The sequence below is a fragment of the Terriglobia bacterium genome, assembly GCA_020072565.1.
GTDB lineage: Bacteria > Acidobacteriota > UBA6911 > UBA6911 > UBA6911 > JAFNAG01.
The window spans coordinates 90,531-116,341 of record JAIQGI010000018.1; the positions used below are offsets into that span (position 1 = coordinate 90,531).

Below are 25,811 nucleotides of genomic sequence, written 5' to 3' on the forward strand. Positions count from 1 at the left end.
TGGACCGTAACCACTGCATCCGCAAGCGTGCGGCCGGACTGATTATCCAGGCCCACCTTCCTGGCGGTCACAGGCCAGACTTGATAACCAGGATCACGCGCGGGAACGCACCGGCCCGGATTCCTATTTCGCTTTCTTCAAGAACGGCACGCTGTTGGTCATCCAGTCGGGCGCAGGCTTGTCCTTGAGGTAGTGGTCGTAGAACTGCTGGATACGGGCCAGGAAGTCTTTCTGGTTTTCGATATTGCGCAGGCCGTGGGCCTCGCCGGGATACGACAGCAAAATCACATTTTTCTTGTTAAAGCGCAGGGCATTATAAAACTCGACCGCCTGCAACCACTCGACCGAGCCGTCATCCGTGCCGTGCAAGAGCAGGAGCGGCGTATTCATCGTCCGGGCGTGAAAGACCGCGGACTGGTCGATGAAGAGTTGGAGGTCGTCGTAAGGGTTCGAGCCGAATCGGCCTTGGCCGTAGATGTCGTATCGATGCTGGTTTGTGCCGCTGCTCTTCCAGAGCTGGTTGAAGTCGCTGATCAGGTCCGTCGCGGCGGCGCCGGCCACGATCGCGGCAAACATCTTCGACTGGGTGGAAATGAAAGCGGAGCCCTGGCCGCTGTAGCTGTGGCCGTGGAGGCCGATCCGCTTCGGGTCCGCATAACCCATGTCGATGACCTTCTGAACCGCCGCCTCGACGCATTCGAGCATGTCCGAGTGAGATGTGCGCGTGTTGTAATGAATGTCAGGCTGCATGACCAGGTAGCCTTGACTCACGAATCCTGCGAACTGCGGACTCGAGGCGTAGGCTGGCGCCTGGTACACATGGAGGTTCTGGGAATTCTTTTCGTAAAAATTGACTAACATGGGCAGCTTCTGCCCCTGCTTGTAGTCGTCCGGGATGGCCAGCGTGCCCTGCATCCGGATGCCTGCCTTGTTCTTGAAGTCGAACAGGATGCGGTGCCCCCACTGGTATTCCGATTGCTGGGGATTGGCGTCCGTCACCTGCCTGGGATTCGAAAACTTAGTGTCCGTGACGTAATAGTTCGGGAAATCGACGAACGTCCCCTGGGTGAAAAGCAGTCGGTCTGCCTTTTTCGCCTTGGTCACACCGCCGAAAGCCTTGTCTTCGTAAATAAGTCTTTTCAGATCCTTGCCGTTGAGCTCGTAGAAACCCGCTTTCTTTGTCCACTCGCCGAAGGCCGTAAGGAGCACAGGCTTGGAGAGGTCGATGGTCCGGTCCTGCTGGCGTCCTCCTGGTCCGCCTGCCTGCCGGTCGTCGAGATCTGGATCCTCCTCGCCTTCCTCCCTGGTGGTAACAGCCTGATCTGCTTCGCCTCCAAGGGGCTGGTATCGGAAGCGGATCTCTTCCCTGGTGCCCACACCCCCGGTCAGGTTCACTGCGGGCGAACCGTCATAGGGCTGCAGGTAAAGGTCGTATTTGTGGTTGAGAACTACTCCCCGGCCGTCTTTTGCGAATCCCGCAACGCGGTAGGAGGGTTTGGTACCGGGATGGTCATAGTCCTTGTCGACAAAGCTGACCGCGGCGCGCTGCGTCAGGTTTTTCGTTTCGCCGGTCTCGATGACGTAATCCCAGACGTGGCCGTCCTTCCAGTAGAGGAAGTGTTTGGAGTCGGGTGACAAACCCAGCGTCTCGCCCTGCGCCTTGAACATCGGCGTCCGCTCGCCGGTTGTCGTGTTGACGCGATAGTAATCGGACTTGGACTCCTCCCAGTCGGAGATGTAGGCGCGATCGTCGCGGCCGATACCCCAGGCCTCGTTCTGGGTGAGCTGGATCGTGCGCATGCTCTCGTCCGTGAGCCGGACGAATTTTTTGGTGCTGAGGATAGAAACGGCCCGAAAGGTGAAGTTCCGGTCGGTGTTGGCGCGGATCATCTGCTCGGCCTGGATGCGGTCGTCCTTCCAGTGCCAGATGTCGACATTGGCGACCGCCGGCGCGTCGTCCCTTTTCTTCTCAGGCTCCTTCTCCTGCTCCTTGATGCCGAAGAAGACCTTGCTCAGATCCTCACTCCAGGACAAGGCGGCTTTTTCGCTGATGACCATGTCCTTGGGAAAATCGGCGGCGTCGGTCGATTTGAATTCGAAACCTTCGGGCTCCTTGTCCATCCCCTTGAAGGCCAGGAGACTGTTTTCTCGCTCGACAAAACCAGTCTTCTTTGCGCCTTTGAGCAAGGCAAGCGCCGTTCCTTCGTCGTTCCAGACCAGTCGCTCGTAGAGTGCTTTGCCGCTGTCCAGGGTCCGGCGCATGCCAGTGGCGAGGGACAAAACGGAGATGCCGTTCCCGGTCATGTCCGCGGCATCGGTGGCAAAGGCCAGCAGCGTGCCTCCCTTGTTCACGGCAAATTCTCCGGTGCTGCCAAACAGTTCGTCCACCCCGCGGTCGAGTCGCCGGATGATCAAGTCTGTGCCGTTATGAGTGGCTTCGCGATCGAGCTTCGGCCGCTTGATGATCAGGACCCGTGAACCCTCGGCAAAGGCGAAGGAGGCAACGTTGTCCCAGGACGTCTTTTCGCCGCTCGCCAGGTTGAGCAGTTCCAGCAGGCGCGTGGGTGCGGCTGCAGGCGCCGCACCTGTTGTGCTTTGAGCCCCGCCCCGGCCGCCCGAAGTCGCGGGCGCGGCGCCGCGTCCAGCAGTTCCGCGCGCGCCGGCGGCACCGGTGCGCTCAGGGGGATACACGAAATAGGCAATCCAACGGGAGTCATCGGAGAACTGGGGGCCGCCTCCGCCACCGGCTGCAGGGCCGCCGGGCGCCGGCGCCACGTCCGCCGGCTCCCTGGGATCCGATCGAAATCGTGTACAGCTTTTCGCCATCGAGTTGCTTGACATAGAGAGTCGAGTCCCCCTCGCGGGGCCGGTAGATGGAGCACGCCCATTGGCCGTCCTCAGAGGGGGCGACTGAGGCGATCGACCGCCAGCGTCCGTAGTCTGCGACAGTCAGGGCTTTCTTCTCGCCGGCGGCCTGTTGCGCCGGCTGAGCCTGGTTTTGTGCGGGGGGCCCGGCCTGGAATCCCCCTGCCGGAACGATAGTGAGCGAAATCGCGGCCACAAGAACGGACAAGCAAAATTGGAATTTCTTCATTGGCGCCTCTCCCTGACGGATTGACTCGATCGCGAAAATTCACCTCGATGGCAGAATTGCAACGTCGGCGTTCATTCGGAGCGGTGCTTCTGCGACTCGAAGTGCAAATAAGACCTGGTGGGGCCTCGAGGCCCGGCTACGATTCCTCCCCTCCACGGGGGGCAGGTAGCAAAGTCAGCTGCACTGAGCGCTCCGAGGCCTGAACATGTAGCTTTTCCAACTGTGGTGCCGGCTCCGGAGCCCGGGCATCTTGCGGATCATACGCCAAAAGGATGTTGCGGCAGCAGAATTTTCAGGAAAACCTCTAAGGCCGGCATCGCCTGGCATGTGATACTGCTCTCGTTGCTGGGCGCTGAGACTTTGCGGCACGGGCATTCTTAGAACCGATAGGCCAGGGTCAGATCGAGACGCCTGGCCGGCAGCCAGTAGTACTGCGCGTCGCCGAGCTCGCTCTCGGACACCGGCGGCCTTCTGTCGGTGAGATTGATGCCGTCCAGCCGCAGTTCGTATTTTCCGAAGCGATAGCCGAAGCTGGCACCGACTGTTACATAGCCGCCCGCGAGCGTCGTGTTTCTCTTGTTGAGAAACAGGGGAAATCACCCGAGGCGCTCATGATAGTCGGGTTTACGAACTACTACCAGTGTTCGTAGAAGATCCGGGCAGTAGGCAAGGTCCCTTCGCAGCCATCAAACGCTTGCCATCGCTCGCCCGCCTACGTTAACCTTCGCGGTGAGGAAACGTCATCTTGAATTCTACATCCAGCGCTGTGCCGCCGCGGAAGGCGCGCTTTGGCTTCCTGCTCCCCCGACTGAATCGCCACGAGATCTCAGGCTCGCTGGGTGATCTGGGGACATTTATCCCCCTCTTGGTCGGGATGAGCATTACTAATGGATTGGATTTCACATCGGCGCTGTTTTTTGCAGGTCTATTCAACATCGTCACAGGTTTGACGTTTTCCATCCCGATGGCTGTGCAGCCGATGAAGGCCATAGCAGCCGTTGCGATTTCTGAACACCTCCCTCTGGGGCAGATTCTTGCTGCAGGGATCTGGACCAGCCTGATTATTCTCATCCTAGGTATCACCGGGCTCATCACCGTCGTGGATCGCATCATACCGAAACCGGTTGTTCGGGGGCTTCAGTTGGGGCTGGGTCTGCAACTGCTGATAAAGGGTGTGCAGCTTGTGCGTGATACCAATGTGCTTTGGGGATTGGACAGTGTCAGTATTGGAATCCTGGGCTTCGCATTGGTGCTCGCTTTTGCTTCGTCCAGCAAGGTCCCTTCCGCACTGATTCTGTTTGTGGCCGGATTGGGCCTGGCCATTGTCATCAACACGGGAGTCGTGTCGTCGCTTCGCCCGGGCTTCCATATTCCTCACTGGGTGCCGTTGACCCGGGATGACTTCCTCGGCTCCTTTTTTCGCGCCGCTCTGCCTCAGATTCCGTTGACTACTCTGAACTCAGTGATCGCTGTTTGCGCACTTTCTGTCGACCTGTTTCCCAATCGGCCCGCGCGACCGAGAAGTGTCGCCGTCAGTGTTGGTCTGATGAATCTCGTATCCGGTTGGTTTGGAGCCATGCCCATGTGTCACGGTGCCGGGGGTCTGGCCGGGCAGTATCGGTTTGGAGCCCGCAGCAGCGCCAGCATTTTATTCCTCGGCAGCGTAAAGCTCTTACTGGCGGTGTTCTTCGGTGGGTCTTTGCTTACGCTGCTTCACGTCTATCCTGCCTCAATCCTGGGAGTTCTGCTCAGCATCAGTGGGCTGGAGCTGGCCCTCGTTGCGACAGATCAGAGGGAGCGCGTGCCCGCGACGATCATGTTCGGGACTGCTGCGGGGGTACTGGCCCTCGGCAGTACCGCAACCGGGTTTGCCATGGGCTGGATCCTCGCGTTGCTGATCGGGTGGAGGAAAAACGATAACGGTATGCCGGAAAGAGGGCCGCAGAAGAAGTAATATGAGATCCTTCAATAGCTGAACCGGTCCAGTTTGACCTTACCTCGGAATACCCAGTATATACTTGCCGTATACGAGAGAACCAGAGGCACTCCGATGATCGCGATTACCAGCATGATGCCGAGAGTTTTCGGAGAAGATGCCGCGTTATAGACCGTCAGGCTGTTCGCGGGGTCGTTGGCGGCCGTTACGATATCGGGGTACATGCCGATGCCGAAAAGCGTCATCAGCGCTGCCATGGCAGCGCATGAGGAAAGAAATGCATAAAAATCACGGCCATGGTGGATCTCCCGGGGAATGTTGGCGATCGCCAGCGTGTTCAGGAGCGAAATGCCGAAGAAAACTGGATGGGTCTTGATCGCAACCACCATGTGCGGCACGTAGAGAAGCGTCGCCATGGTCGTGATCGTATAGCAGAGACTGAAGAAGATGATGGCGTTTTTGACCCAGCCGCGGACCCTCTCATGCAAAGTGCCTTCGGTTTTCAACACCAGATAGATGGCTCCGTGCATCATGAACAGAGCGACCGTGGTTACTCCCACCAGCAGCGAGTAAGGATTCAACAGTCCCAGGAAAGTTCCGGCATACTCGTGGTCCGGACGCAGCGGCACGCCCCAGGCGATGTTACCCAAGGCCACCCCCAAAAGGAGGCTTGAGGCAAGACTGGTCACGCTGAAGCTGATGTCCCAGGTTTTGCGCCACCAGACCATGGGTTGCTTACTGCGGAACTCGATGGCCACAGCCCGAAAGATAAGCATCACGAGCAGCAGCATGAGCGCCATATAAAAGCCCGAGAAGACCGTGGCGTAGACATGAGGGAACGCCGCGAAGAGAGCACCCCCGCCGGTGACCAGCCATACCTCGTTCCCGTCCCAGACCGGCCCGATGGCATTGAGCATGATCCGGCGCTCCTCGTCCTTTTTGGCCAGGAGGTGGAGGGCTCCGACCCCAAGATCAAACCCGTCCAGCAGTGCATAGCCGGTCAGCAGCACCCCTACCAGAACAAACCACACCGTGTTGAGGTCCAGGGTCATTGCAGCACCGCCTTTCCGTGCAACCCGTCTTCCTCCTCGATGGGCCCCTGTCTGATCTTGTGATCCAGAAGGTAGATGAACAAAGCGAATAGCAGGAGGTATACGAATGAGAACAGGATCAGGGACGCAAGCGTCTCCCCCGCGCCGACTACCCTGGATATGCCATCTCTGGTGCGCAGCAGCCCATAGACGATCCAAGGTTGACGCCCAACCTCGGCCGACAACCATCCAAGCTGGTTGGCGAATTGCGGGAGGCCGACGGCGAACACATAGATCCATAGCAGCCCACGGTTTTGGAACAGGGTCCCGCGGAGCCAGCAAAAACCGCCGAGCAGGCTGAGCACTATAAGTGCCACGCCGATGGTGACCATGGCATGGTAAGTCTGAAACACAGCGTTCACCGGCGGCCGGTCCTCAGGTGCGAAGGCCTTGAGGCCGGTCACGGGTTTCTGGAAGTCTCCCGAGATCAGCCAGCTGAGCATGCCGGGGATGGCAACCGAAAACTCAACCCGCTCGGTGCGTTGGTTAACCCAGCCGAACAGATTCATTGCGCCCGGGGCGCTCGCCGCGTAGTGACCTTCAAATGCCGCCAGTTTAGCGGGCTGCGTTCGTGCCACGCCCACCGCGCTCGAGTGACCCGTGATCAGCTGAAGCGGCGAGCCCACCAGCGCCATCAGCAAACCGATTCTCAACGAAGCCCGGGCGAACTCGAGGTGACGCTTCTTGATCAGGTAGAAGGCGCTCACGCTGATGACAAGGAAAGCGCCTGTCTGGAGAGCAGCTGCCAGGACATGGCTGAGCCGATCCAGAGTGGAGGGATTCAGAATGACATCCTGAAAGGAGACAACCTCCGCCCTTATCCCCGAAGTCGTTTCGACAAGATGGAATCCGGCCGGAGTCTGCTGCCAGGAGTTGGCTACAATGATCCAGACCGCACTGAAAATGGAACCCAGCGACACCATCAAGGTGGAGAAAAAGTGCATCCTCGGGCTCACCCGATCCCAACCGAAGAGCAGGAGTGCGAGAAATCCCGACTCCAGAAAAAACGCGAAGATGCCCTCGGCCGCTAGGGCGCTGCCGAAAACGTCGCCGACAAACCGTGAGTACGCCGCCCAGTTCGTGCCGAACTGAAACTCCATCACGATCCCCGATGCCACACCGATGGCAAACATGAGACCAAAGATCTTCACCCAGTAGCGCGTCATCTCGTGATAAAGCTGCCGCCTGGTCGCCAGGTAGGTGCCCTCCATGACGACGAGGATCAGTCCCAAGCCGATGGAGAAGGGGGGAAAAATATAGTGGAATCCTATCGTCAGCGCAAACTGCAGCCGCGCCAGCATCAGGACGTCCATCGGATCCTCCTCTCGGGGCTCTGCGCCGCGCGTGGTCTGCCAGTGGCGTCTCCTTCCAGGCCCCGCCAAAGTGGGTACTATGACTGACGGGCTTTATACGACACCGGGCGCAAATTCGCAAGCGGCAACGCCTCCCACTTTGGATTTTTGAAATAGGATTTTGGATTGAGCCGTGAAGGAGGCCGAAAGTCTGATGCCGGATGGCGGTTCAGGCAAGATCGTCCTGGCCCGGCGAGGAGCCGGACAAGCCGCGCGGATGTCCCCATTCAAAGCGGCACGTGAGGCAGGCCCAGCGAGGATCGTTCCCCGTGGGCGCGCGCCTGTCGAGTAGGGCCCTGCGGTTCTGCAAATCCTCCTGCAGCTTCTTGTCTGCAGCAGGGAAGTCGTACAAGACTGCGGCGATGTGGCCGGAGCCGCAAGACGGGCACCTTGCTGGTCTGGCGGAAGTCATTTCTTTTGAGACTCCAGGATTCGAAGAGTCGAAGAAGGTCCCTTTAGGTTCTTTGGATTCCTCGCGTATATGCCGTTTGAATCTGAAATCCAAAATCCGCAATCCAAAATCAGGAGTGGTGGTGGTTCGCAGCCATTTGGCGGACGCGCTGCACCTGCTGGCGCGCGGCTTTTGCGGATTTCGCATGTCCGCAGAGGAGAAAGCAGTCGTGCGCCTCCTGGAAACATGCCACTGCCTTCACGTAACAATCCTGAGGATCCTCTGCCGCCAGCAGCAAGAATGCCTGGCCGCGATTGTACTGCGTCACCGCGAAATCAACCGGATACTCGGCGCGCGTGCGCACCCGGAGGGCACGGTCCAGGTGCTCAAGCGCGTAGCAGGCACAGCGGCGCCTGATGCGCTCGTTGGCTATGGCGAGAGAAAGATAGGCGTTCCCGAAATTATTGTGCAGCGCGGCATGCTGCACCGGGAATGCGGAGAGGTTGTAGACTCGCAAGGCGCGGCGATAGCAGTCGGTAGCCTTCAGCACGTTGGCAGTTTTATCCCCGCTGTCGAGCTGGCGGTACGCTGTGCCAAGGTTCTGGAGGGTGGCAGCATAGCGCAGGGGATTTTTGTCTCGGGTCCTCACACGCAGCGCCTGCTCGTAGTGCATGACGGCCTGCTGCCACTTGTCGGGGTACTCCTCCTCCGGTAGTTCGCACCAGGCATTTCCCTGGTTGTATTCTTCCCGGGCCCAGTCGTCGAGCTGGTTCCGGCTGAGATAGAGTTCGGCAGCCGTCCGGTGACATTCTAGCGCAGCTTCGAGGCGGGCCTTCTTGGGCAGCTGCCGGGAGTAGACATACGCGTTGCCCAGGGCGTCCAGGATGCCGGCACAGATGAGCGAATCCTTGGAAGAAGCGGTGAGAGACAGAGCACGGCGCAAATACTCTACGGCCACGTCCGGATTGGTCAGGGAGTTCTGCATGCAGCCCCCGCTGTGGCAGATGCCGAGGCGATAGTGGAGTTCAGAGTTTGACGGTTGCAGGCGGACCGCCTCCTCCAGCAGAACTACCGCTTCTTCGCAGCGATGGTTTATGCAACTCGCCGCCGCTCTATCCAGCAAGGCACTCAACATATCACCAGAAGTTTACCCTTTCCCGGCTGGTCCTGCGAGTCCAACTACGTGGATTTTGCCATCAATGCCAATCCCACTCGATGAAACCAGGATTCACACCGACCATGGCATTAACGATCAGTTCGACCAGGCCGCCATAGAGAATCCTGTTTTTTCCCCAGAGATCATAGTAAGCCAGCATATCCCGGAACTGCCCCTTGCAGTTGCTGCAGGGAGCGCAGAGATATTTCGGGATTGAAGGATCCATGCAGTCGGCAAAAGCGTTCAGTATCTGCGCGAGCTTCTTGCGGCCGGATACGTGCAACCTCCAGTCCACGAAGTTGTTGCCGCTCATGACGGCAAACCCGCTTCCGCCCCCGCAGCAATAATTGTCGACCCCATGCGGCTCCATCTCCCGGAATCGCGGGCAGATCCTGCGCAGAATCTCGCGCTGCGGTTCGACCACACCCATGAGACGCACCATGTTGCATGGGTCGTGCAGCGTCACGGGGAAATTGTTGCGGTCGGGATCCAGCTTGATGCGCTCGTTCAGCACGACGTCGCGCAGGAGTGTCATCGAGCTTTCGCGCGGGATGTTGAGATCACCCGTCAGCAGCCGATCGGCGACGACGGAGAGCGACTTGTGGGCATGCCCGCATTCGCCCAGCACGATTTTCTTGACCCCCAGTTTTTTTGCTGCCTCTGCGTGCTTGATCGCAACGCGGGCAAATTGCGCGTCGTCATACCAGAGCCCGTAGTTGACGGAGTCATATCCGGCCAGTTCGGAGGAAAGGGTCCAGGAGATCCCCGCGGCATTCAGTATCACGGCGAAGGCACCGGGATTCTCCGGCCAAGCCATGATCTCGCCGGCGTTGTGGATCAACAGCACTTCGGCCCCTTCCACATCCCAGGGGGTTTCCACCTTGATGCCGGTCTTCTCCGTCATCTCCTGGTCTATGAACTCGATGTTGTCCTTGACCACAATGGAGTTCATGCCCGTGGAAGAGCCCACTTTGAGCTGCACCATCGAGCCGTGGTCGTGGATCTCTTTCGCGGCGATTCCCATTTCCTGGCTGAAGAGTTTCCTCAACTCGTGCGCGACCAGGCCGTTATCAGCGCCGATCGGGCATGTCTGCGCACATCTGCGGCACAGGTTGCAGCGATATGACAGCTCGATCAGCCTGGCAATCAATGGCCAGTTGAGAGCGATATCGCCATGCTGCCAGGCCGAAAGCAGGCCGCCCTTCCTGACAAATTTGAAATAGAGGCGTCGCAAAACTTCCGAGCGATACGTGGGCCGATACAGTTCGTTGTTGCCACTCGCCTCGTAGATGTGGCAGGCCTCCGAGCAGGTTTGACAGCGGGTGCAGTTTTCCATCGTCAAGAGCAGCGGCTGAAGAAAGGTCCAGTTGTTTTCCTTGGTGAAGAGCTTTTCCAGCCCAGACACGAACTTCCTGATCAGTTCATCCTCTTCCTGCTTCGACTTCGGCTGAGGCACATTCACCACACAGGTATCGTCGAGGATGCATTCGCTCCTCTTGCGGACTTGCTCCGAAAGCGGTGCCCAGGAAGGGTCAAGTGCGTGGTCGCCCAGGGGATCCGGCAGTGGCATCAAGTCTTCGTTTTCCAGGTGCGCAAGCGGTCGGCCATCTTTGCGCGCCATGTCGTTCAGCCGGATCTTCCCGCTCATTTTTTTGCCTCTGACGCCGGCTTGCCGGCAACCACCTGTGCCCAGGTCTTCCGTCCATCGGCGCCCAGGTGTGGAGCCGCCCATGTCGGCCGATAGGTCAGAGACTCGGCGATCTTTGGTTCCAATTCGCCGCCTCTGCGGTTGGGGAGATCGTCCCAGCGCACTGAGTGGTAAGTAAAGAATTTGGCGATGAAGTGAGACATGTGCGTCAGCGGCACGTAGGCGACCAGGAAGGCCGACAGCATAAGTCCCGCGCTAAGTAGCATGGGTATCTCTAGGCTCACATCGAATGTCAGGAGACCGCTCGAAATTGCCAGCAGGTCGGGTGACGACGATCCCCTCGAGAGATAGCCGGCGGCAAGTACTACGAGCGTGGCCAGAAAGCATACCAGGTTGAAGATGTCCCCGACCGTCGTGTAAATCCTGAGATTTTCGTCCGTCATGCGGCGCAGCAGCAGTCCAAGGGCACCCAGGGTGGCGAGGGCCGAACCTGCCGTTCCCGTGAGCCCGATTAGAAGCCGGATGATGCCGTTCACCCCTACTGCGATCGGCGTCGGGGCGAGAACGGACAAAGCCCCACCGAACGCCAGGAAGGTAAGGGTCGCGATCAGCAGGTAAAGGCCGAAATGGAACGGGAAGCTGCGGTACCACATCCTGCGGTTGTGTTCCCACAGCCCCTTCAGGAAGAAAATCTCGACAATCATGAACCTGAGTTCGCCGGCGAGCGAGATCTGCCGTGGCCGGGTCCACCAGTCAAGAGTCTCAAAATACGAGCCGCCGTGCTTCACCCGTTCGGGATCCTCGTGGGGAACCGGGTAGAGCTCCCAACGCAGGTGGATAGGAGTTCGCGCATAAGAGACAGTGCGGAATATGCAGGCGCCCGCAAACACCAAAGCAGCGGCGTAAACAACCAGATACAACAGAACCGTCATCACTACCCTTCCGGCGACGCTGAGATCAAAGCACAAAGGCTTCCAAAACCGCAAAGGAAATCGATGCAGTGCGACGCCCCGGCAGCGATCTCAAATAGGTCGCAAGGGTGCCGGTTCCTGAGCATTGTGGAGGTTTTGATGGCGGACTCCAATATGCCCTTGCGCGGCAGATCAATGCCGACGTCGATACTGCCTGGCGGCCGTTAGCATGCCGGGCGCCCACTCGGGTGTTCCAAGGGCATGAAGGTGCGTGTAGGAGGCCCACACGTTTCCCTGGAACAATCCGTCACGCCCCTGCCCGCAACCCGTTCCGCGCCTTACCCGGCATGCGGTGGTCACAGCAGCGCTCTCCGTGATGATGCGGGAATAGTGGAACTCATGCCCCCTGATAACAATACCGTCAGGGAAAAACGGATTGGGCTGATCCACGAGCAGCTCGACATATCCGTGGCCCTGCGGGGCAGAAAAAACCTCGACCTCGAATGGAAACACCCCCGCCATGGGGTAGCGCGCCTCGTTCCAGCGGATAGCCTGGGACAGGAGCATCAAGCCCCCACACTCGGCATAGATCGGCAAGCCTTCCAGGGCTGCCCGCCGCAGCGCTGCAAGAAAATCCGCATTTGCGGCAAGTGAGGCGCCGTGAGTTTCCGGGAAGCCGCCGCCGATATACAGTGCGTCTAGGGGATGAGGCAGCTCAGTGGCCGTCAAAGGAGAACAGGGCACGAGTGCAGCTCCCGACTGTCCGAGGATCTCGAGGTTCTCAGGGTAGTAGAAGCTGAGGGCTGAATCTATCAGGAATCCCACCCTGATCCCGCGCGCGTCGGGTAGATCGGGGGAAATCGCTCCGGCGCTTTCGAGCGTAGGAGCCTCTCCGGCCAGGGCGAGAATCCTGTCGAGGTCAAGCCGGCCCTGAGCGAGGTTCATCAGGTTCATTTTCAACTCGTCGGCCCGCGGATGCTCGTCCGGCATCACCAGTCCCAGGTGACGCGCCGGGAGTAACGCGTCGCCCGCTGCAGTCGGTAGAACGCCAAGCACGGGTAAGCCGCACTCCGTCGCGATCGCGTCCCGAAGCACGCTCTCGTGGCGCGCACCGCTCACCCGGTTGAGGATCACGCCCGCAACGTAGGCCTGGGGATCGAGCTTCTGGCAGCCGAGGACCCAGGCCGCGACGGTGCGGGTGGTTTTGCCGGCATTGACTATCAGGAGAATGGGGGCCTTCAAGCACTTGGCTAGTTCAGCCGTGCTGTGGGTTCCTCGTGCATCCGAACCGTCGTACAGACCGCGATTGCCCTCGATGACGTTGAGCCCGGACGCTGAGGCCGATTGCATAAACGAAGAAGTACATCCACGAAATCCCATAAGGTAGCTGTCGAGATTGCGCGCCGAATGGCCCGAGGCCCAGGCGAGCCAGGCAGCATCGATGTAGTCGGGGCCTTTCTTAAATGCGCGAACCTCGATCCCGCGCTCCCGGAGCGTCAGGAGGAGACTGAGAGCGAGCAGAGTCTTGCCCGAATCGCCGGACATGCCTGCAATTACGAGCCGCGGGTAAGTATCCGAGGTGCTCACGTCGGCGTGGAATCTTCTTTGGGTGGAAGTTGGATATAGGAACCGCCCAGATAGCTGTACACGCAGCGGCCCGAGTCGATAAGCAGCCGGATCGCTCGCTTGCAGTCTTCCTTGGTGCAAGCGTCGGCTCCATGCCTGGCGATCATTTCTTTGGTCAAATCCCCGGCCTTGAGGTTCTTTTTACCGGTGTATTCCGTCACCAGGCTGAACATATCCTCAGCCAGAGTCTCGATCGAAACCGTCCCCACACGGCACCTCCATACCAGCGAAACGTCCCGGGCGCGTCGGGCGCCGGGCGTGGTGTGATTCTAGCAAAAGAAACCGAGAAAAACACGATGCGGTATGGCCGCAACCACAAATCTCAGCGCGGAGGCCGCAGAGAAGAGACGGCTGCTGATGCACGCAAATAAACACAGATTGAGCCCATGGCCATGTGAAAGAAGCGCTTGCGCTCCGCCCTGTGCGATACCTCCGTTTTTCTCTGCATTCTCCGCGACCTCAGCGTTGAGGTTCTTGCCTTGTCAGGCGATTCGCAATCTGCCGGCTGTTTGTCCCTTTCCAGCTCTCCGGCAGTCCACTATAATTCCGCAGTATTTTAGGGGGCGGGGACGGACACATGGAATCAGCCATCAGGTGCCGGGATCTGCGCAAGCGGTACAAAACGCGGAATGGCAGCGTCGACGCTGTCAACGGTCTGGATCTAGATGTCGGCCAGGGCGAATGTTTCGGACTTCTGGGCCCCAACGGAGCCGGCAAGACGACGACCATCGAGATCCTCGAGGGACTGCTCGATGCCAGCTCGGGCGAAGTCAGCGTGCTGGGCCGACGCTGGGGCGAACATGACGATGAGCTGCGCCAGCGCCTCGGCATTTCGCTTCAGGAAACCCGCTTTCCGGAGAAGCTGACGGTATACGAAACGCTGGTTCTGTTCCGGAGCTTCTACCGCGACGGCAACGATCCTGCGGAGGTCATGAAGGAGGTCGGGCTCAGCGAGAAACAGAAGTCCTGGGTGGGCAAGCTGTCCGGAGGTCAGCGCCAGCGCCTGGCTGTGGCTTGCGCGCTGGTCGGCAATCCGGAGCTGCTGTTCCTCGACGAGCCGACGACCGGCCTGGACCCACAGTCCCGGCGACAGCTGTGGGAGATCATTCGCAGGCTCGGAGAACAGGGCCGGACAACGCTTCTCACCACCCACTACATGGACGAAGCTGAGCGGCTGTGCGGCCGCGTGGCCGTAGTCGATCACGGCGAGATTATCGCGCTGGGTTCACCGGCCGAACTCATTGCCGGCCTGGGCGGCGACCATGTGGTCGAGTTTGCCCTCGCCAATGGATCGGTCATCGCCGAGGCAGAACTCGCGTCTCTGCCTGCGGTGCGCGAAGTGCGGAAAGAGGCGGCTGGCATGGCTTTGACCGTGACCGAGCCTCACGTCACCATCCCGGCGTTGCTGCAGATCCTGCAGCACCGTGGTTTCGACCTGATCCGGCTGACCACGCGCCACGTCAGCCTCGAGGACGTCTTTGTTCACCTGACCGGAAGACGGTTGCGCGATGAAGAAATATCATCCTCTTAGAGAACTGCTGCTGGCGCGGGTGCGCGAATTCGTCCGCGAACCGGAAGCCATCTTCTGGGTCTATGGATTCCCCCTGCTCCTGGCTCTGGGGCTGGGGATCGCATTCCGCAATCAGCCGGCAGCGAAGGTTTACGTGGATGTGCAGGAGGGCGCCACGGCGGAGAATATCGCCCAGAGCCTGAAAAAAAGCCCGGAGATGGTGGTTGAGATTCATGCTCCAGCCGAATGCCGCAACCGTCTGCGCCTGGGCAAGTCATCGCTGGTGGTGTTGCCGGGAGATCCGACCACATTCCTGTTCGATCCCACTCGGTCCGAGAGTGTTCTGGCACGGCAGCGTGTGGACGACGCGCTGCAGCGCGCCGCGGGACGCCAGGATGCGGTTGCCACCCGCGAGGAGCATCTGACGCAGCCGGGAGCGAGGTACATCGACTTTTTGGTGCCAGGTCTTCTGGGGATGAACCTCATGGGAAGCGGCATGTGGGGTGTCGGTTTCGTGATTGTCGACATGAGGGTGCGTAAGCTGCTGAAGCGGTTCGTGGCGACGCCCATGAAGCGGGCCGACTTCCTCTGGTCGATGATCGGTGCGCGCCTCGTGTTCATGGTTCCCGAGCTCGTGATCGTGTTGGGAGCCGGCGTGCTCGTCTTCGGCATCCTGATCCGCGGGAGCGTTCTCTCCATCCTGACCTTGTGTTTCCTGGGGGCGGTTTCGTTTTCCGGGCTTGGACTGCTGGTTGCGAGCCGTGCCCAGCGCATCGAGACCGTGTCGGGATTGATGAATCTGGTCCAGCTGCCGATGTGGTTGTTCTCGGGGATCTTTTTCTCCTCCGATAGATTTCCCGCGGTCCTCCAGCCCTTTGTGCGCGCCCTGCCGTTGACCCAGCTCAACAATGCGCTCCGGGCAGTGATCCTGGAAGGGGCTTCGCTTCCGTCCCAGGGCTGGAAACTGGTAATCCTGGCCGCCTGGGGCGGCATATCCTTTTTTTGCGCTCTCCGCTGGTTTCGGTGGAATTCCTGAAAATGACGACTGACGGACTCGTCGCTCGGCCTTACGCGGTCGCCTGCACCTTTACGCCCAGCAGAGGTTCCAGGAGGACCCGCTCTTCGAGGGGGAGTTCCATCAAGACGCGAAGGTCCCGGGTCTGGCGATAAGAAACGGCGGAATCGAGGAGGCGCAGGGGAAGTCTGAACTCCGGCCGGCTTCCTGCGAGGCTGCGCCACAGGTCGAGCCAGCGGCGGGCAGTGAGCTCCTGAAAGACGGGTGAAAACAGGTCGGGGATGCACTCCACCAGGGCATGGGCCAACGCGGCGAGGGCGCCATATTTATAGTAGACAAGAATCAGAACTTTGATGCGCAACTGCAGTCCCTTTTCGTCGTGAAGCATGCGCTGCAAAATGCGGATCAGGGCAGTCGTGTTTCCCGCATCGGGATTGTCCGAGCGATAGAAGCGATTGAGCGCTTCCCCGAGGGCGGTACTGCCTTCCTGCCACCTGTCCTCGGCAAAGAGGATTTCGGCATGCTTGAAGAACACGAAGGCGGATTGTTCGCCGAGTTCGATTGCGCGTTCCGTTGAGATCAGAGCATCACGATAGTGTTCCAGCGCTGCCTGAGCAGTGCCGCGCACGGCCCACGCCAGAGGCTGGTCCGGCGCAATTTCCAATGCACGTTCGGCATGCTCCAACGCCTGCTCAAAGTGCTTCAGCTCGATCAAAGCTGCGCACCTGTAAACGTAGGGCATCTCGTCGAACGGATCAATCTCTGCTGCCTTGGCAAAGGATGCGGATGCCTCCTCATAACAACTGAGGTCCGACAGGGATATGCCCCGGTAGATCCAGGCGAATGAGTCGTCGGGATCGAGCTGGGTGGCTTTCTCGAAAGACGCCAGCGCCTGGTCGGGATGCCCGGTGTTGAGAAGGATCGCGCCCCGGTCGCTCCAGGCTCTTGCCTCCTGCGGATTCAGCTCAATAGCCTGGTCGCAGGAGTCCAGGGCTTCCTCGCACCTGCCAAGCTTGGACAGCGCTGAGCCGCGAAGCATCCAGGCCAACGCATCCTTCGGATTGAATGCGATCATCTTGTCATAGCAGGCCACTGCCTCTTCGTGGCGTCCAAGGCTCCGCAGGCAAAAGCCGAGAACCGACAAATCCTCGGGGCGACCTCGAAGAGCGACCAGTTCCTCCGCGGCCCGCAGGGCGCGCGGGAAGTCGCTCTTTTCGACGGCGCTCTTATATTCTGCACAGCAAATGGGGACGCGGGGATGTTCGCCCTCCTCTTCGCGCACCTCAAGCGCGGGTTGGACATACGCCCGCTCCAGTGCCGCATCGGCAGGAAGAGATGCCAATCGCTGCCGCAATTCTGCGGGGGAATACCACAACCGGAGAAAGTCGACGAGCAGACGCACAGGTTTGCCCCGGTGCTTCTTGACCTCGATCGACAGCCTCATGAGCGGCTCGCGCAGCTCATAATACCTGTCCGCTCCCACAGCGAAGGAGTGGAGATGCCCGATCTTGCGCAGAGCCTCGAGATGCGTGGTAGCGTTTTCCGGTTTCATGAAACAGCGCCGTGCGATTTCCTTGACGGGCATCGGGTGACGCCATTCGCAGATGAAGGCAATGATCTTCCTTTGCTGGGGTGAAAGCCATGCCATGCGCGCCTGATAGTAGGGCGTCAGATCGTCGATGGTGCGCATGAGCGGTTCAATCAACTCGTCAAGAGAGTCGCGCGTGAGAAACTGCGAGAAGATGACGTAAGCACGGTGGTTGCCTCCCGCCAGGTACTTTAAGGCGCGCATCCTCCCCAGCCCTCGAGGGGTAGTGATAAAGTCGGAGAGCTTCCGGTCTCCCCGGTAGTTAGCGATTTTCACGAGCAGACGCATAGCGTCTTCATGCGTAAGCTCCTCCAATTGGTGAAAATGGCGGATGCCGGGGAAAGATGTCCCGCCCGGTAGCAGAGCATCATCCAAGGGACTCTGACTGGAGGCCAGCATCAGAAAGTGAGGATTCACCCGCATGAAGCGATCGAAATGCCGGCGCCCGTCAGGTCCTATCCCTTGCAAGAGTTCATCCAGGTTTTCCATCAGGATGAGCAGAGTCCGCCCCTGCAACAGTTCTTGGAGGATTTCGGTGGCGGCGATCTCCGCCTTTTCCGCCGGAAGATTGTACAGTGCATTAATGCGCTGAGCCGACACTTCATCATTCTCAATTTCAGCAATCAAAGCGTGAAGGATGCGCAACAGCAGATCCAGGAAGGTGGTGATCTCCCATTCCTCCTCGCGCAACCAGGCGAGGTACATCCGCTCGCGCACATCCGCCATGGCACGCAATCGGTAGTAGATCAAGGAAATCAGATGGGTCTTTCCGATCCCCCTCGGGCCGATAAGGAAGGTGTGCTGCTGGCTGCGGTCGAATGCGCAAGTGCGGATCCGCTCCATGATTTCCTGTGCGAGATCATGCCTCTGGACAAAAATACCCTCCAATGCTTCCTGCGGCATCAAACTCGGGGTGAAACGGGAGAGAAAAGCGGGCTGCTGGGTCATATACCGGCACAATTCAAAGAGGGCTTCGTCTCGGCGCCCCGCGAATTCCTAAAGCGGAGATGCGGGGACTACGCATGCTTCTCAAGCTCTGCAAGGTCATAATTCTGCACCTTCAGATCACTCTGCACCCCCAATCGGGCCAAAGCTCCGTCGTAAATAAGCTTTACTGCCTTCTTCGCCTCCTGCAGTTCATGCAGCCTTTCTTTGGCTCGTGTTATCTCGGCTGCTAGCTCCAGATCAAGTTGCTCCAACTCGTCCTTAGCCAGCTCCAGAGTTTCCTCATATCTGCGTTTTTGTTCTTGCGTCAGCATAGGTTTTACGCCCTCTTCCGGTGATCAGTGCTTGTGTCTTCCAACAGTGCAAACTCAAGTCTCATCGCATCCTGCAACAGAGGCTTCACCGCCGGCCGCAGCCTAGCGCTTGAAATCCACCGTTATGGTTGTCTCGCTCTTAATACTCACACCCCGAAGCGTCGCGGGCTTGAATTGCCATTTCATAACGGCCGCTTCGGCAGCAGGACGGAGGAGTGACGGGCCGCGCACTGCAGTTGCCTTGGTCACTCTCCCCTGCTCATCAACTTCCACCGTAAGCTCCACCCTGCCCATGATCCTCATCTTGACGGCCACCGGAGGATATTCCGGAACTACCCTGGAAAGCGGCAGCGGGGCCGTTGCCGCGGGCGCAGGGCTTACCGTCGGGGCTTCAGCAGCGGACTTCACTTCGGTGCTGGGCGGAGGGCCGGACGGAGCGACGGGCACGTTAGCGGGAAGCCGCTCGGGAATCGGCACCTGAGACACCCGTGCCGGCGGCATCTCAACGGTGGTCTTGGGTAGGGTCCCCTGAGTGGCGAACGACTGAGGCGGCGCAATCGTCGCCGGGCGCGTTTCATCAACAGTAGCCGGCGGAGGTGTCGGCACAGGGGGGAAAGTTCCGTGGGAATTGCCTGCCCCGGCTGCCGGTTGTCCTGACGCATCTCCTTTAGCACTTGCCGATTTCGTTCGAGCCGCTGCCGATTGAGCAGCGGAGGGATCCGGACGAGCAGCGTTGCGCGCCGCCTGGGACGACGCGGGAGATGCCTCACGAGTCGCCGCGCCCGCGGCGTTCAGGCGCATCGAATCACTTGCGGTCTTTCCCGGGTCGGCGGCAGTCCTCTGGGGCCCGACGGTTTGCGAGGACCCTCCCAGCGGCGTTCCGGGCGATACCGACGATCCGACATCCGTTTGGGATGACGGAGCTTTGGCCTGACTCGAGGAGTCGCTCTTCGTGAAAAAATAGCGATAGGAAAAAACGCAAGCCGCGATCAGGGTCACGGCCGCGAAGCCGACAACTGCCCGCCGCGGAGCCCTGTGAAGGCGCCCCACTTCCGAAATGATTGCAGTGGACCTGCCAGGTCTTGCCACGACATCCGGCTTGTCACCAATGTATGCCTTGGGTGGAAGTTTAACCTTCTCTCCAGGCGGAGCTTCGGCCGGCACTGCCGGCGGCAGATGCGGCAGCGCCGCTGCTCGCATCGGAGATTCTTCGGGTACTTTGGCAGTGACCGCTTTTGCAGCGAGCGTGGCAGGGGGAGCGGATCGAACCTCCTTGCGATCCGCAGCCTCGGCCGGAATGGCTGTGGCGACAGATGCCGCACCCGATGCCGGCGCTTCCGGTGGAGGCGCGGGTTCGGGCGCACCTGCAGGCTGGAACCTCGTGGCCTCACGTATCGTAAGCGGGATGACATTGGATTTCGGTCGCGATTGGAGTTCGTCGAGTGTCCGCGCGAGTTCCGCATCCACATCGGCATAAAAAACTCCACCATCGTCCGACTCTGGTTCCTGCGTGTTTCGGGAACCCGGCAGCTTTGGGATGCCGCCGGCGCTTTCCAGTGAGCCGTGCTGAGATGCGGGTTCGACTGCAGCTGCATCCGATCGTTCGGGCGGTACTTCCAAGACGGCAGAGACGGCGTCCAGCTCTTCCAGGAATTGAAAAACAAGCGCGTCCACATCCGGTGCTTTGGCACGCGTCCCCCTGCTTTTGGGATCAGTTGCCTGTGTGTTCAGGTGTTCTCCGTCCATTTCCATTCTGCGCACCTTCTCCTTGTTCATATTACTGCCTCCGCCCGGTATAGAGTCGTAAGGCTGCGTTCGGGATGAGGGGACTAATTGGCTGATTTTAGCATTGACGCAAGGACGCACACCACAAAAATCGCTCTTGTTACCCTGCCAGAATCTGCACAAACTATTAAATATGTGTGAGTTACAGCAAGAACAGACCGCCATTTTCCACACGGGCGCGAAATATCAGACAGACTTATGTTGAAGTCATTTCGCGCGCGTGATAGACAAGGGGGTCCGGCAGCATCCCTACGGCCCGGCGGGCGGGGAAGCTGTCAGGGAGACTGTCCATGAAGCCCGGCAAAGTGTACCTCGTGGGGGCGGGTCCCGGAAGTCCGGAGCTGTTGACCCTTAAAGCGGCTGACCTGTTGAAGAGAGCCGATGTTGTTGTCTATGACCGGCTTATCCAGCAGGAAGTGCTCGGTCTTTCCAGGCCTTCCGCCGAGTGCATTTACATGGGCCAGCCGGTTGGCAGGCATGAATCGCGGCAGGAAGAAATCCACGCCCTGCTCGTGCAAAAGGCTCGGGAAGGAAAGCTGGTGGTTCGGCTCAAGGGCGGAGACCCATTCCTGTTCGGACGCGGCGGCGAAGAGGTGGAGTTTCTTGCCGAGCACGGCGTACCGTTTGAGGTGATACCGGGCGTTTCCGCCGCCCTGGCCGCGCCTCTTGCAGCCTGCATCTCCGTGACGCACCGGAACGCGGCCTCATCCGTAGCGATCGTAACCGGCCACGAGGCCAGTGTGGAAACCAGCCGGATACACTGGGACGCACTCAGCAAGCTGGACACCCTCGTATTTCTCATGGGGGTGCACAACGTGCGCAATATCAGCCGGAGCTTGATCGCGCATGGCCGAAGCCCCGAAACGCCTGCAGCCATGATCCAGATGGCATTCTGGCCGGACCAGTTCGTAGTCACCGGGACACTGGCCAATATCGCCGACGAAGTCGAGCATGCCGCCATAAAGCCGCCCGCCACTCTGGTTGTGGGTGAAGTGGTGAGGCTTCGGGAGAAACTCTGCCTCGCCGCACGATCGTCGGCCGCCACGAAATGAAAACCGACACCGAACCAGAGGCAGAATCGGCGAAAATCCGTTTTTCCCGGCTCCGGCCAGTTCGAAAGCCATGCAGGTGCGAAACGAGATTGTACGGGTCGGATACCCGATCTGTTTATGGCTTAATAAGCTTGTATTGCGGATTGATCGCGTTTAAATTCTTCCCGCAGTTTCATGGGGGATGACCGATGGCAAAAGACGACAACAGGAAAACCGGGATGCTGGACGAGCTCGAGCAAGGGCCCTGGCCCAGCTTCGTGAAGGAGATCAAGAAAGCCGCAGAGAGCAGCGAGGTGTGCGAGGATCTCCTCGGGCAACTGGAACTCTCTTATGAAGAAAAAAAGGGGCACTGGAAGCACGGCGGCATTGTCGGCGTGCTCGGTTACGGCGGAGGCGTCATCGGGCGCTATAGCGATGTGCCGGACCGGTTCCCAAAGGTGGCACATTTCCACACTCTGCGCGTTAACCAGCCCTCGGGCTGGTTTTACAGCAGTTCTGCACTGCGGACGTTGTGCGACATCTGGGAACGTCATGGCTCAGGCCTGACCAATATGCATGGCGCCACCGGGGACATCGTGTTTCTGGGCACCAGAACCGACGAGCTGGAACCGACTTTTAAAGAACTGACTGCAGCCGGATTCGACCTGGGCGGGTCCGGCTCCTCCATGCGCACTCCCTCATGCTGCGTCGGCAAAGCGCGCTGCGAATGGTCCTGCTACGACACGATGAGGGCCTGCTACAACATCACCCAGACCTACCAGGACGAGATGCACCGGCCTCCATTCCCCTATAAATTCAAACTCAAATTCTCCGGCTGCCCGAACGATTGCGTCGCTTCAATCGCGCGCGCAGATCTTTCGGTTATCGGCATATGGAAGGACGACATCCGGCAGGACGACGCCGCGGTGGCTGAGTATGCTGCCCAGGGTCTCGACATTCAAAACGATGTCTGCGACCGATGCCCGAGCCGGTGCATGAATTGGGATGGCAAGGAGCTTGCCATAAAAAGCAGCGAATGTGTGCGCTGCATGCACTGCATCAATGTGATGCCGAAGGCCCTGCGGCCGGGAACCGACCAGGGTGCAGCCATCCTGATCGGGTCGAAGGCTCCCATAGTCCAGGGGGCGCTCCTGTCCTCGGTTCTGGTCCCCTTTGTTCCCGCCGATGAACTCGAGGAGACTCTTAAGGAGCTTATTTCCCGAGTCTGGGAGTTCTGGGATGAGTATGGAAAAAGTCGCGAGCGGATTGGCGAACTCATCCAGCGTGTCGGCATGGCCAACTTCCTTGATGCCATCGGTCTGGATCCGGTGCCCGAGATGATCACGGCCCCCAGGGACAATCCGTACATCTTCATCCAGCCCGGCGAAGAGAAGGAGAAATAGGCTGCATCCGGCATGGCAACGACATCCAGGCCGCCCCAGCGATTATCAGGAGTCATCAAGATGGCAACACAACCTGTCAAGAGAATCACCGACATCGGACCGCCGCACTACGAGCAGTTTCTTCATCCGATCATCAAGCGGAACTACGGGCAGTGGAGGTATCACGAATCTATTGCTCCGGGCGTGCTCTGCCATGTGGCTGAGTCTGGCGAGAAGATCTACACGGTCCGCGCCGGTTCGCCGCGCCTGCTGAGCGTCCAGACGCTCAGGCTCTTCGCCGATCTCGCGGACAAATACTGCGAAGGGTATCTGCGATTCACCAGCCGCCATAACGTCGAGTTCCTTCTTGACGATCCGGCCAAGATCGAGCCCCTCAAGAAGGATCTGTTGGCGTCCGGCTTTCCGGTGGGCGGCACCAACAACGCCATCAGCAACATCGTCCACACCCAGGGGTGGATTCACTGCCACTCTTCCGCCACCGACGCGTCGGGCATAGTCAAAAACGTCATGGACGCTCTCTACCAACACTTCACGCATGAAGATATGCCCGCCAAGCTGCGCATCGCGCTCGCGTGCTGTCTCAACATGTGCGGCGCAGTGCACTGCTCAGACATCGCAATCCTGGGCGTTCACCGCAAGCCGCCGAAGATCCAGCACGATGTGCTGCCGAGGATTTGCGAAGTCCCAACCCTGATCGCTTCGTGTCCGACAGGGGCGATCCGGCCTGCCACGGTGGATGGAAAGCAGTCGGTCGAGGTGGTGGAAGGGCAGTGCATGTTTTGCGGCAACTGTTACACGGTATGCCCGGCAATGACGATGAACGATCCCGAAAACGACGGCCTGTCCATCTGGGTAGGGGGGAAGGTGAGCAATGCGCGCACCGCTCCGAAGTTCACCAAGCTCGCCATTCCGTTCCTCCCGAACAATCCGCCCCACTGGCCTGAGGTGGTCGAGGCGGTGGTGAACATCGTCCGGGTTTACGCCGAAAACGCCCGCAGATATGAGCGCGTAGGTGAGTGGATTGAACGGATCGGCTGGCCGAGATTTTTCCAACTGACCGGGATTCCGTTTACTCGCTACCACATCGATGATTTCAAGAACGCCGGCCTGACGTATGCGCGCTCCACGCATATAAGGTTTTAGCGGGCCCCAGTGCAAACCGCAGAGACCTTGAAGACCGCAAGGGAAAACCTCGTTTCCGGGCGCCCTTTACGGTGTCGGTGGCGGCATTTTCAGGAAGCGAGCCATGGGGTTGTTTAAGGAAGTCAAGAAGCCGATCATCAAGGCCACGGCGAGCGTCGGTGCTCAGATCAGCCCGCTGCGCCCGAAGTATGTCCCCAAGTCGGCGCCGTGCATCGGGCGGTGCCCGGGTGGCGCGGATATCCGCGGCTGGCTGACGACGATTGCCCAGGCCGAAGCGTATGGCCGAAGCGACGAGCAGGCTTACGAACTCGCATGGAAAATGATCGCCGAACGGAATCCCTTTCCCGCCGTCTGCGGGCGTGTGTGCCCTCACCCTTGCGAGGACGCCTGCAACCGTGGCGCCAAGGATGGGGCCGTGGCGATCAACGCCCTGGAGAGATTCATTGGCGACATCGGCCTGGCGCACAACCTCAAGTTCTCCATGCTGACCGGGGAACGTCATGAGGAGAAGATCGCCGTGATCGGCGCAGGCCCCGCGGGGCTCTCCTGTGCTTATCAACTTGCGCGCCGCGGCTATCCGGTCACGGTGTTCGAGGCGTTCAGCGCGCCTGGGGGAATGCTTCGCTATGGGATTCCAGCGTACCGTCTTCCTCGTGAAGTGCTGGATGGAGAAATAGGGCGGATTCTTGAACTGGGCGTTGAATTGAAGTGCAACGTCATTGTGGGCAGGGACATTTCCCTCGCACAGTTGCGCACGGAGCATCGGGCGATCTTTGTGGGCATCGGAGCACATAAGGGATTGAAGTTGGGGGTGCCCGGCGAGGAATCCAGCAATATCTTCACGGGGACTGAGTTTCTGAATCACGTCAACTCCGGCGAGGAGTTGTCGCTGGGAGGGAAAGTCGTCGTGATCGGCGGAGGAGACACGGCCATCGACGCGGCGAGGGTGAGCAGGCGCCTGGGTGCCGACGTCACGTTGCTCTACCGCAGGACGCGTGCCGAGATGCCCGCCATCAAGCCCGAAATCGAAGGGGCTCTCGAGGAAGGTGTCAGGATCGAGTTTCTGGCCGCGCCGGTAGAGGTCCTCCGCGAACAAGATCTGGCGGTGGGATTGAAGTGCATCCGCATGAGGTTGGGCGAAGCGGATGCGTCGGGCCGGCCGCGTCCCGTGCCGGTCGCGGATTCGGAATTCGCCGTCGAGGCGACCACCATCATCGCAGCCATCAGCCAGGAACCTGAGTTTCAGGGTTTTGCGGAACTGCGGGAAGCTGATGGCTGGATCAAGATCAATGAGTGGGGAAACACGGGCACAGACGGTGTTTATGGGGGCGGCGATGACGTCGCGCTCGGTCTGGTCTCCATCGCGATCGCCCAGGGGCGTTTTGCCGCCGAGGCAATCGATGCGTGCCTGCGCGGAACCAGGCTGGTGAAGCCGGACCTGCCGGCGCAAATGAAGCCCGAGAAAATGAAGCTCGCCTGGTACAAGGAGGCGCCGCGCCACGAACGCTCTCACGTTCCCGTAGAACAGCGCGGCATGAACACGGAGATCGAATCCGGCTTGTCCGACGCAGAGGCGCGCGAGGAAGCCAAGCGCTGTCTCTCATGCGGCATGTGTATGGACTGCGAAACCTGCTGGATGTACTGTACCCCAAACGCCTTCACAAAGCTTCCCAAAGGCCAACATTACAGAGTCAAGCTCGAATTGTGCAACGGCTGCAAGAAATGCGCGGAAGAATGCCCGTGCGGATATATTGAAATGGTTTAGGAACGGGAACGCCGGTATGCGGATTTTGAATGACGAACAAAATGTGACTCATGAGATTTGAGTCATTCGTCAACCAATCCTGCTGCCCGGCTCCGGAAGATGAATAG

General features: G+C 59.5%; 19 protein-coding genes and 1 pseudogene. 7 read left to right on the forward strand and 13 right to left on the reverse strand.

The annotated features are described in order from the left end of the window. Positions 1-123: 123 nt before the first annotated feature. From LAP85_12505 to LAP85_12515, 3 genes are all read right to left on the reverse strand, one after another. The gene (locus tag LAP85_12505) at positions 124-2,775 is read right to left on the reverse strand and encodes a prolyl oligopeptidase family serine peptidase (GenBank protein ID MBZ5497216.1); all 2,652 of its coding nucleotides are present in this window, start codon (positions 2,773-2,775) and stop codon (positions 124-126) included. Then, positions 2,714-3,094 carry a hypothetical protein gene (locus LAP85_12510; protein MBZ5497217.1) on the reverse strand — a complete coding sequence of 127 codons (381 nt, stop codon included), beginning with the start codon at positions 3,092-3,094 and terminating at the stop codon, positions 2,714-2,716. Before LAP85_12510 ends, LAP85_12505 begins: the two co-directional genes overlap by 62 nt. 377 nt (positions 3,095-3,471) lie before the next feature. Continuing rightward, the gene (locus tag LAP85_12515; GenBank protein MBZ5497218.1) at positions 3,472-3,684 is read right to left on the reverse strand and encodes a TonB-dependent receptor; all 213 of its coding nucleotides are present in this window, start codon (positions 3,682-3,684) and stop codon (positions 3,472-3,474) included. A gap of 221 nt (positions 3,685-3,905) precedes the next feature. Here LAP85_12515 and LAP85_12520 point away from each other — a divergent pair. After that, positions 3,906-5,048 (forward strand): annotated as a pseudogene (locus LAP85_12520) (putative sulfate/molybdate transporter). Positions 5,049-5,059: 11 nt separating this feature from the next. On the opposite strand, the gene cydB reads toward LAP85_12520, so the two are convergent. The 7 genes from cydB to LAP85_12555 all read right to left on the reverse strand — a co-directional run bounded on the left by cydB (position 5,060) and on the right by LAP85_12555 (position 13,414). Continuing rightward, on the reverse strand, positions 5,060-6,082 hold the full coding sequence (gene cydB, locus LAP85_12525; GenBank protein ID MBZ5497219.1) for a cytochrome d ubiquinol oxidase subunit II: 1,023 nt from the start codon (positions 6,080-6,082) through the stop codon (positions 5,060-5,062). After that, on the reverse strand, positions 6,079-7,434 hold the full coding sequence (locus LAP85_12530) for a cytochrome ubiquinol oxidase subunit I (protein ID MBZ5497220.1): 1,356 nt from the start codon (positions 7,432-7,434) through the stop codon (positions 6,079-6,081). The genes cydB and LAP85_12530 overlap by 4 nt, the downstream gene beginning before the upstream one ends. 560 nt (positions 7,435-7,994) lie before the next feature. Further along, complete coding sequence (locus LAP85_12535) at positions 7,995-8,849, reverse strand: hypothetical protein (GenBank protein MBZ5497221.1); 855 nt, start codon at positions 8,847-8,849, stop codon at positions 7,995-7,997. 211 nt (positions 8,850-9,060) lie between these two features. Further along, a complete protein-coding gene (locus tag LAP85_12540; protein ID MBZ5497222.1) occupies positions 9,061-10,668 on the reverse strand; it encodes a (Fe-S)-binding protein in 1,608 nt (535 codons plus the stop codon). Then, positions 10,665-11,600 carry a respiratory nitrate reductase subunit gamma gene (locus LAP85_12545; protein MBZ5497223.1) on the reverse strand — a complete coding sequence of 312 codons (936 nt, stop codon included), beginning with the start codon at positions 11,598-11,600 and terminating at the stop codon, positions 10,665-10,667. Before LAP85_12545 ends, LAP85_12540 begins: the two co-directional genes overlap by 4 nt. Positions 11,601-11,771: 171 nt before the next feature. Continuing rightward, positions 11,772-13,124: a cobyrinate a,c-diamide synthase gene (locus LAP85_12550; GenBank protein MBZ5497224.1), complete on the reverse strand. Its 1,353-nt coding sequence runs from the start codon at positions 13,122-13,124 to the stop codon at positions 11,772-11,774. Positions 13,125-13,162: 38 nt separating this feature from the next. Then, positions 13,163-13,414, reverse strand: a complete 252-nt coding sequence (locus tag LAP85_12555) for a hypothetical protein (GenBank protein ID MBZ5497225.1) — start codon at positions 13,412-13,414, stop codon at positions 13,163-13,165. A gap of 368 nt (positions 13,415-13,782) precedes the next feature. Between LAP85_12555 and LAP85_12560 the strand changes: the two genes are divergently transcribed. After that, positions 13,783-14,736, forward strand: coding sequence for an ABC transporter ATP-binding protein (locus tag LAP85_12560; protein MBZ5497226.1), 954 nt, complete (start codon positions 13,783-13,785; stop codon positions 14,734-14,736). After that, a complete protein-coding gene (locus LAP85_12565; GenBank protein ID MBZ5497227.1) occupies positions 14,714-15,751 on the forward strand; it encodes an ABC transporter permease in 1,038 nt (345 codons plus the stop codon). Before LAP85_12560 ends, LAP85_12565 begins: the two co-directional genes overlap by 23 nt. Positions 15,752-15,782: 31 nt before the next feature. Here the strand turns inward: LAP85_12565 and LAP85_12570 are convergent, their stop codons facing one another. The 3 genes from LAP85_12570 to LAP85_12580 all read right to left on the reverse strand — a co-directional run bounded on the left by LAP85_12570 (position 15,783) and on the right by LAP85_12580 (position 20,353). Then, complete coding sequence (locus tag LAP85_12570) at positions 15,783-18,161, reverse strand: tetratricopeptide repeat protein (GenBank protein MBZ5497228.1); 2,379 nt, start codon at positions 18,159-18,161, stop codon at positions 15,783-15,785. 173 nt (positions 18,162-18,334) lie between these two features. Continuing rightward, entirely contained in the window at positions 18,335-18,577 is a 243-nt protein-coding gene (locus LAP85_12575; protein MBZ5497229.1) for a hypothetical protein, read from the reverse strand. Positions 18,578-18,679: 102 nt separating this feature from the next. Then, positions 18,680-20,353 carry a TonB family protein gene (locus LAP85_12580; protein MBZ5497230.1) on the reverse strand — a complete coding sequence of 558 codons (1,674 nt, stop codon included), beginning with the start codon at positions 20,351-20,353 and terminating at the stop codon, positions 18,680-18,682. A gap of 299 nt (positions 20,354-20,652) precedes the next feature. On the opposite strand from LAP85_12580, the gene cobA reads away from it, so the two are divergent. The 4 genes from cobA to LAP85_12600 all read left to right on the forward strand — a co-directional run bounded on the left by cobA (position 20,653) and on the right by LAP85_12600 (position 25,704). Then, on the forward strand, positions 20,653-21,414 hold the full coding sequence (cobA, locus tag LAP85_12585; GenBank protein MBZ5497231.1) for a uroporphyrinogen-III C-methyltransferase: 762 nt from the start codon (positions 20,653-20,655) through the stop codon (positions 21,412-21,414). A 188-nt stretch (positions 21,415-21,602) separates the two neighbouring features. Further along, on the forward strand, positions 21,603-22,796 hold the full coding sequence (dsrA, locus tag LAP85_12590) for a dissimilatory-type sulfite reductase subunit alpha (protein MBZ5497232.1): 1,194 nt from the start codon (positions 21,603-21,605) through the stop codon (positions 22,794-22,796). 60 nt (positions 22,797-22,856) lie between these two features. Continuing rightward, complete coding sequence (gene dsrB / locus LAP85_12595; protein ID MBZ5497233.1) at positions 22,857-23,939, forward strand: dissimilatory-type sulfite reductase subunit beta; 1,083 nt, start codon at positions 22,857-22,859, stop codon at positions 23,937-23,939. A gap of 103 nt (positions 23,940-24,042) precedes the next feature. Continuing rightward, positions 24,043-25,704, forward strand: a complete 1,662-nt coding sequence (locus LAP85_12600) for an FAD-dependent oxidoreductase (protein ID MBZ5497234.1) — start codon at positions 24,043-24,045, stop codon at positions 25,702-25,704. Positions 25,705-25,811: the final 107 nt, after the last annotated feature.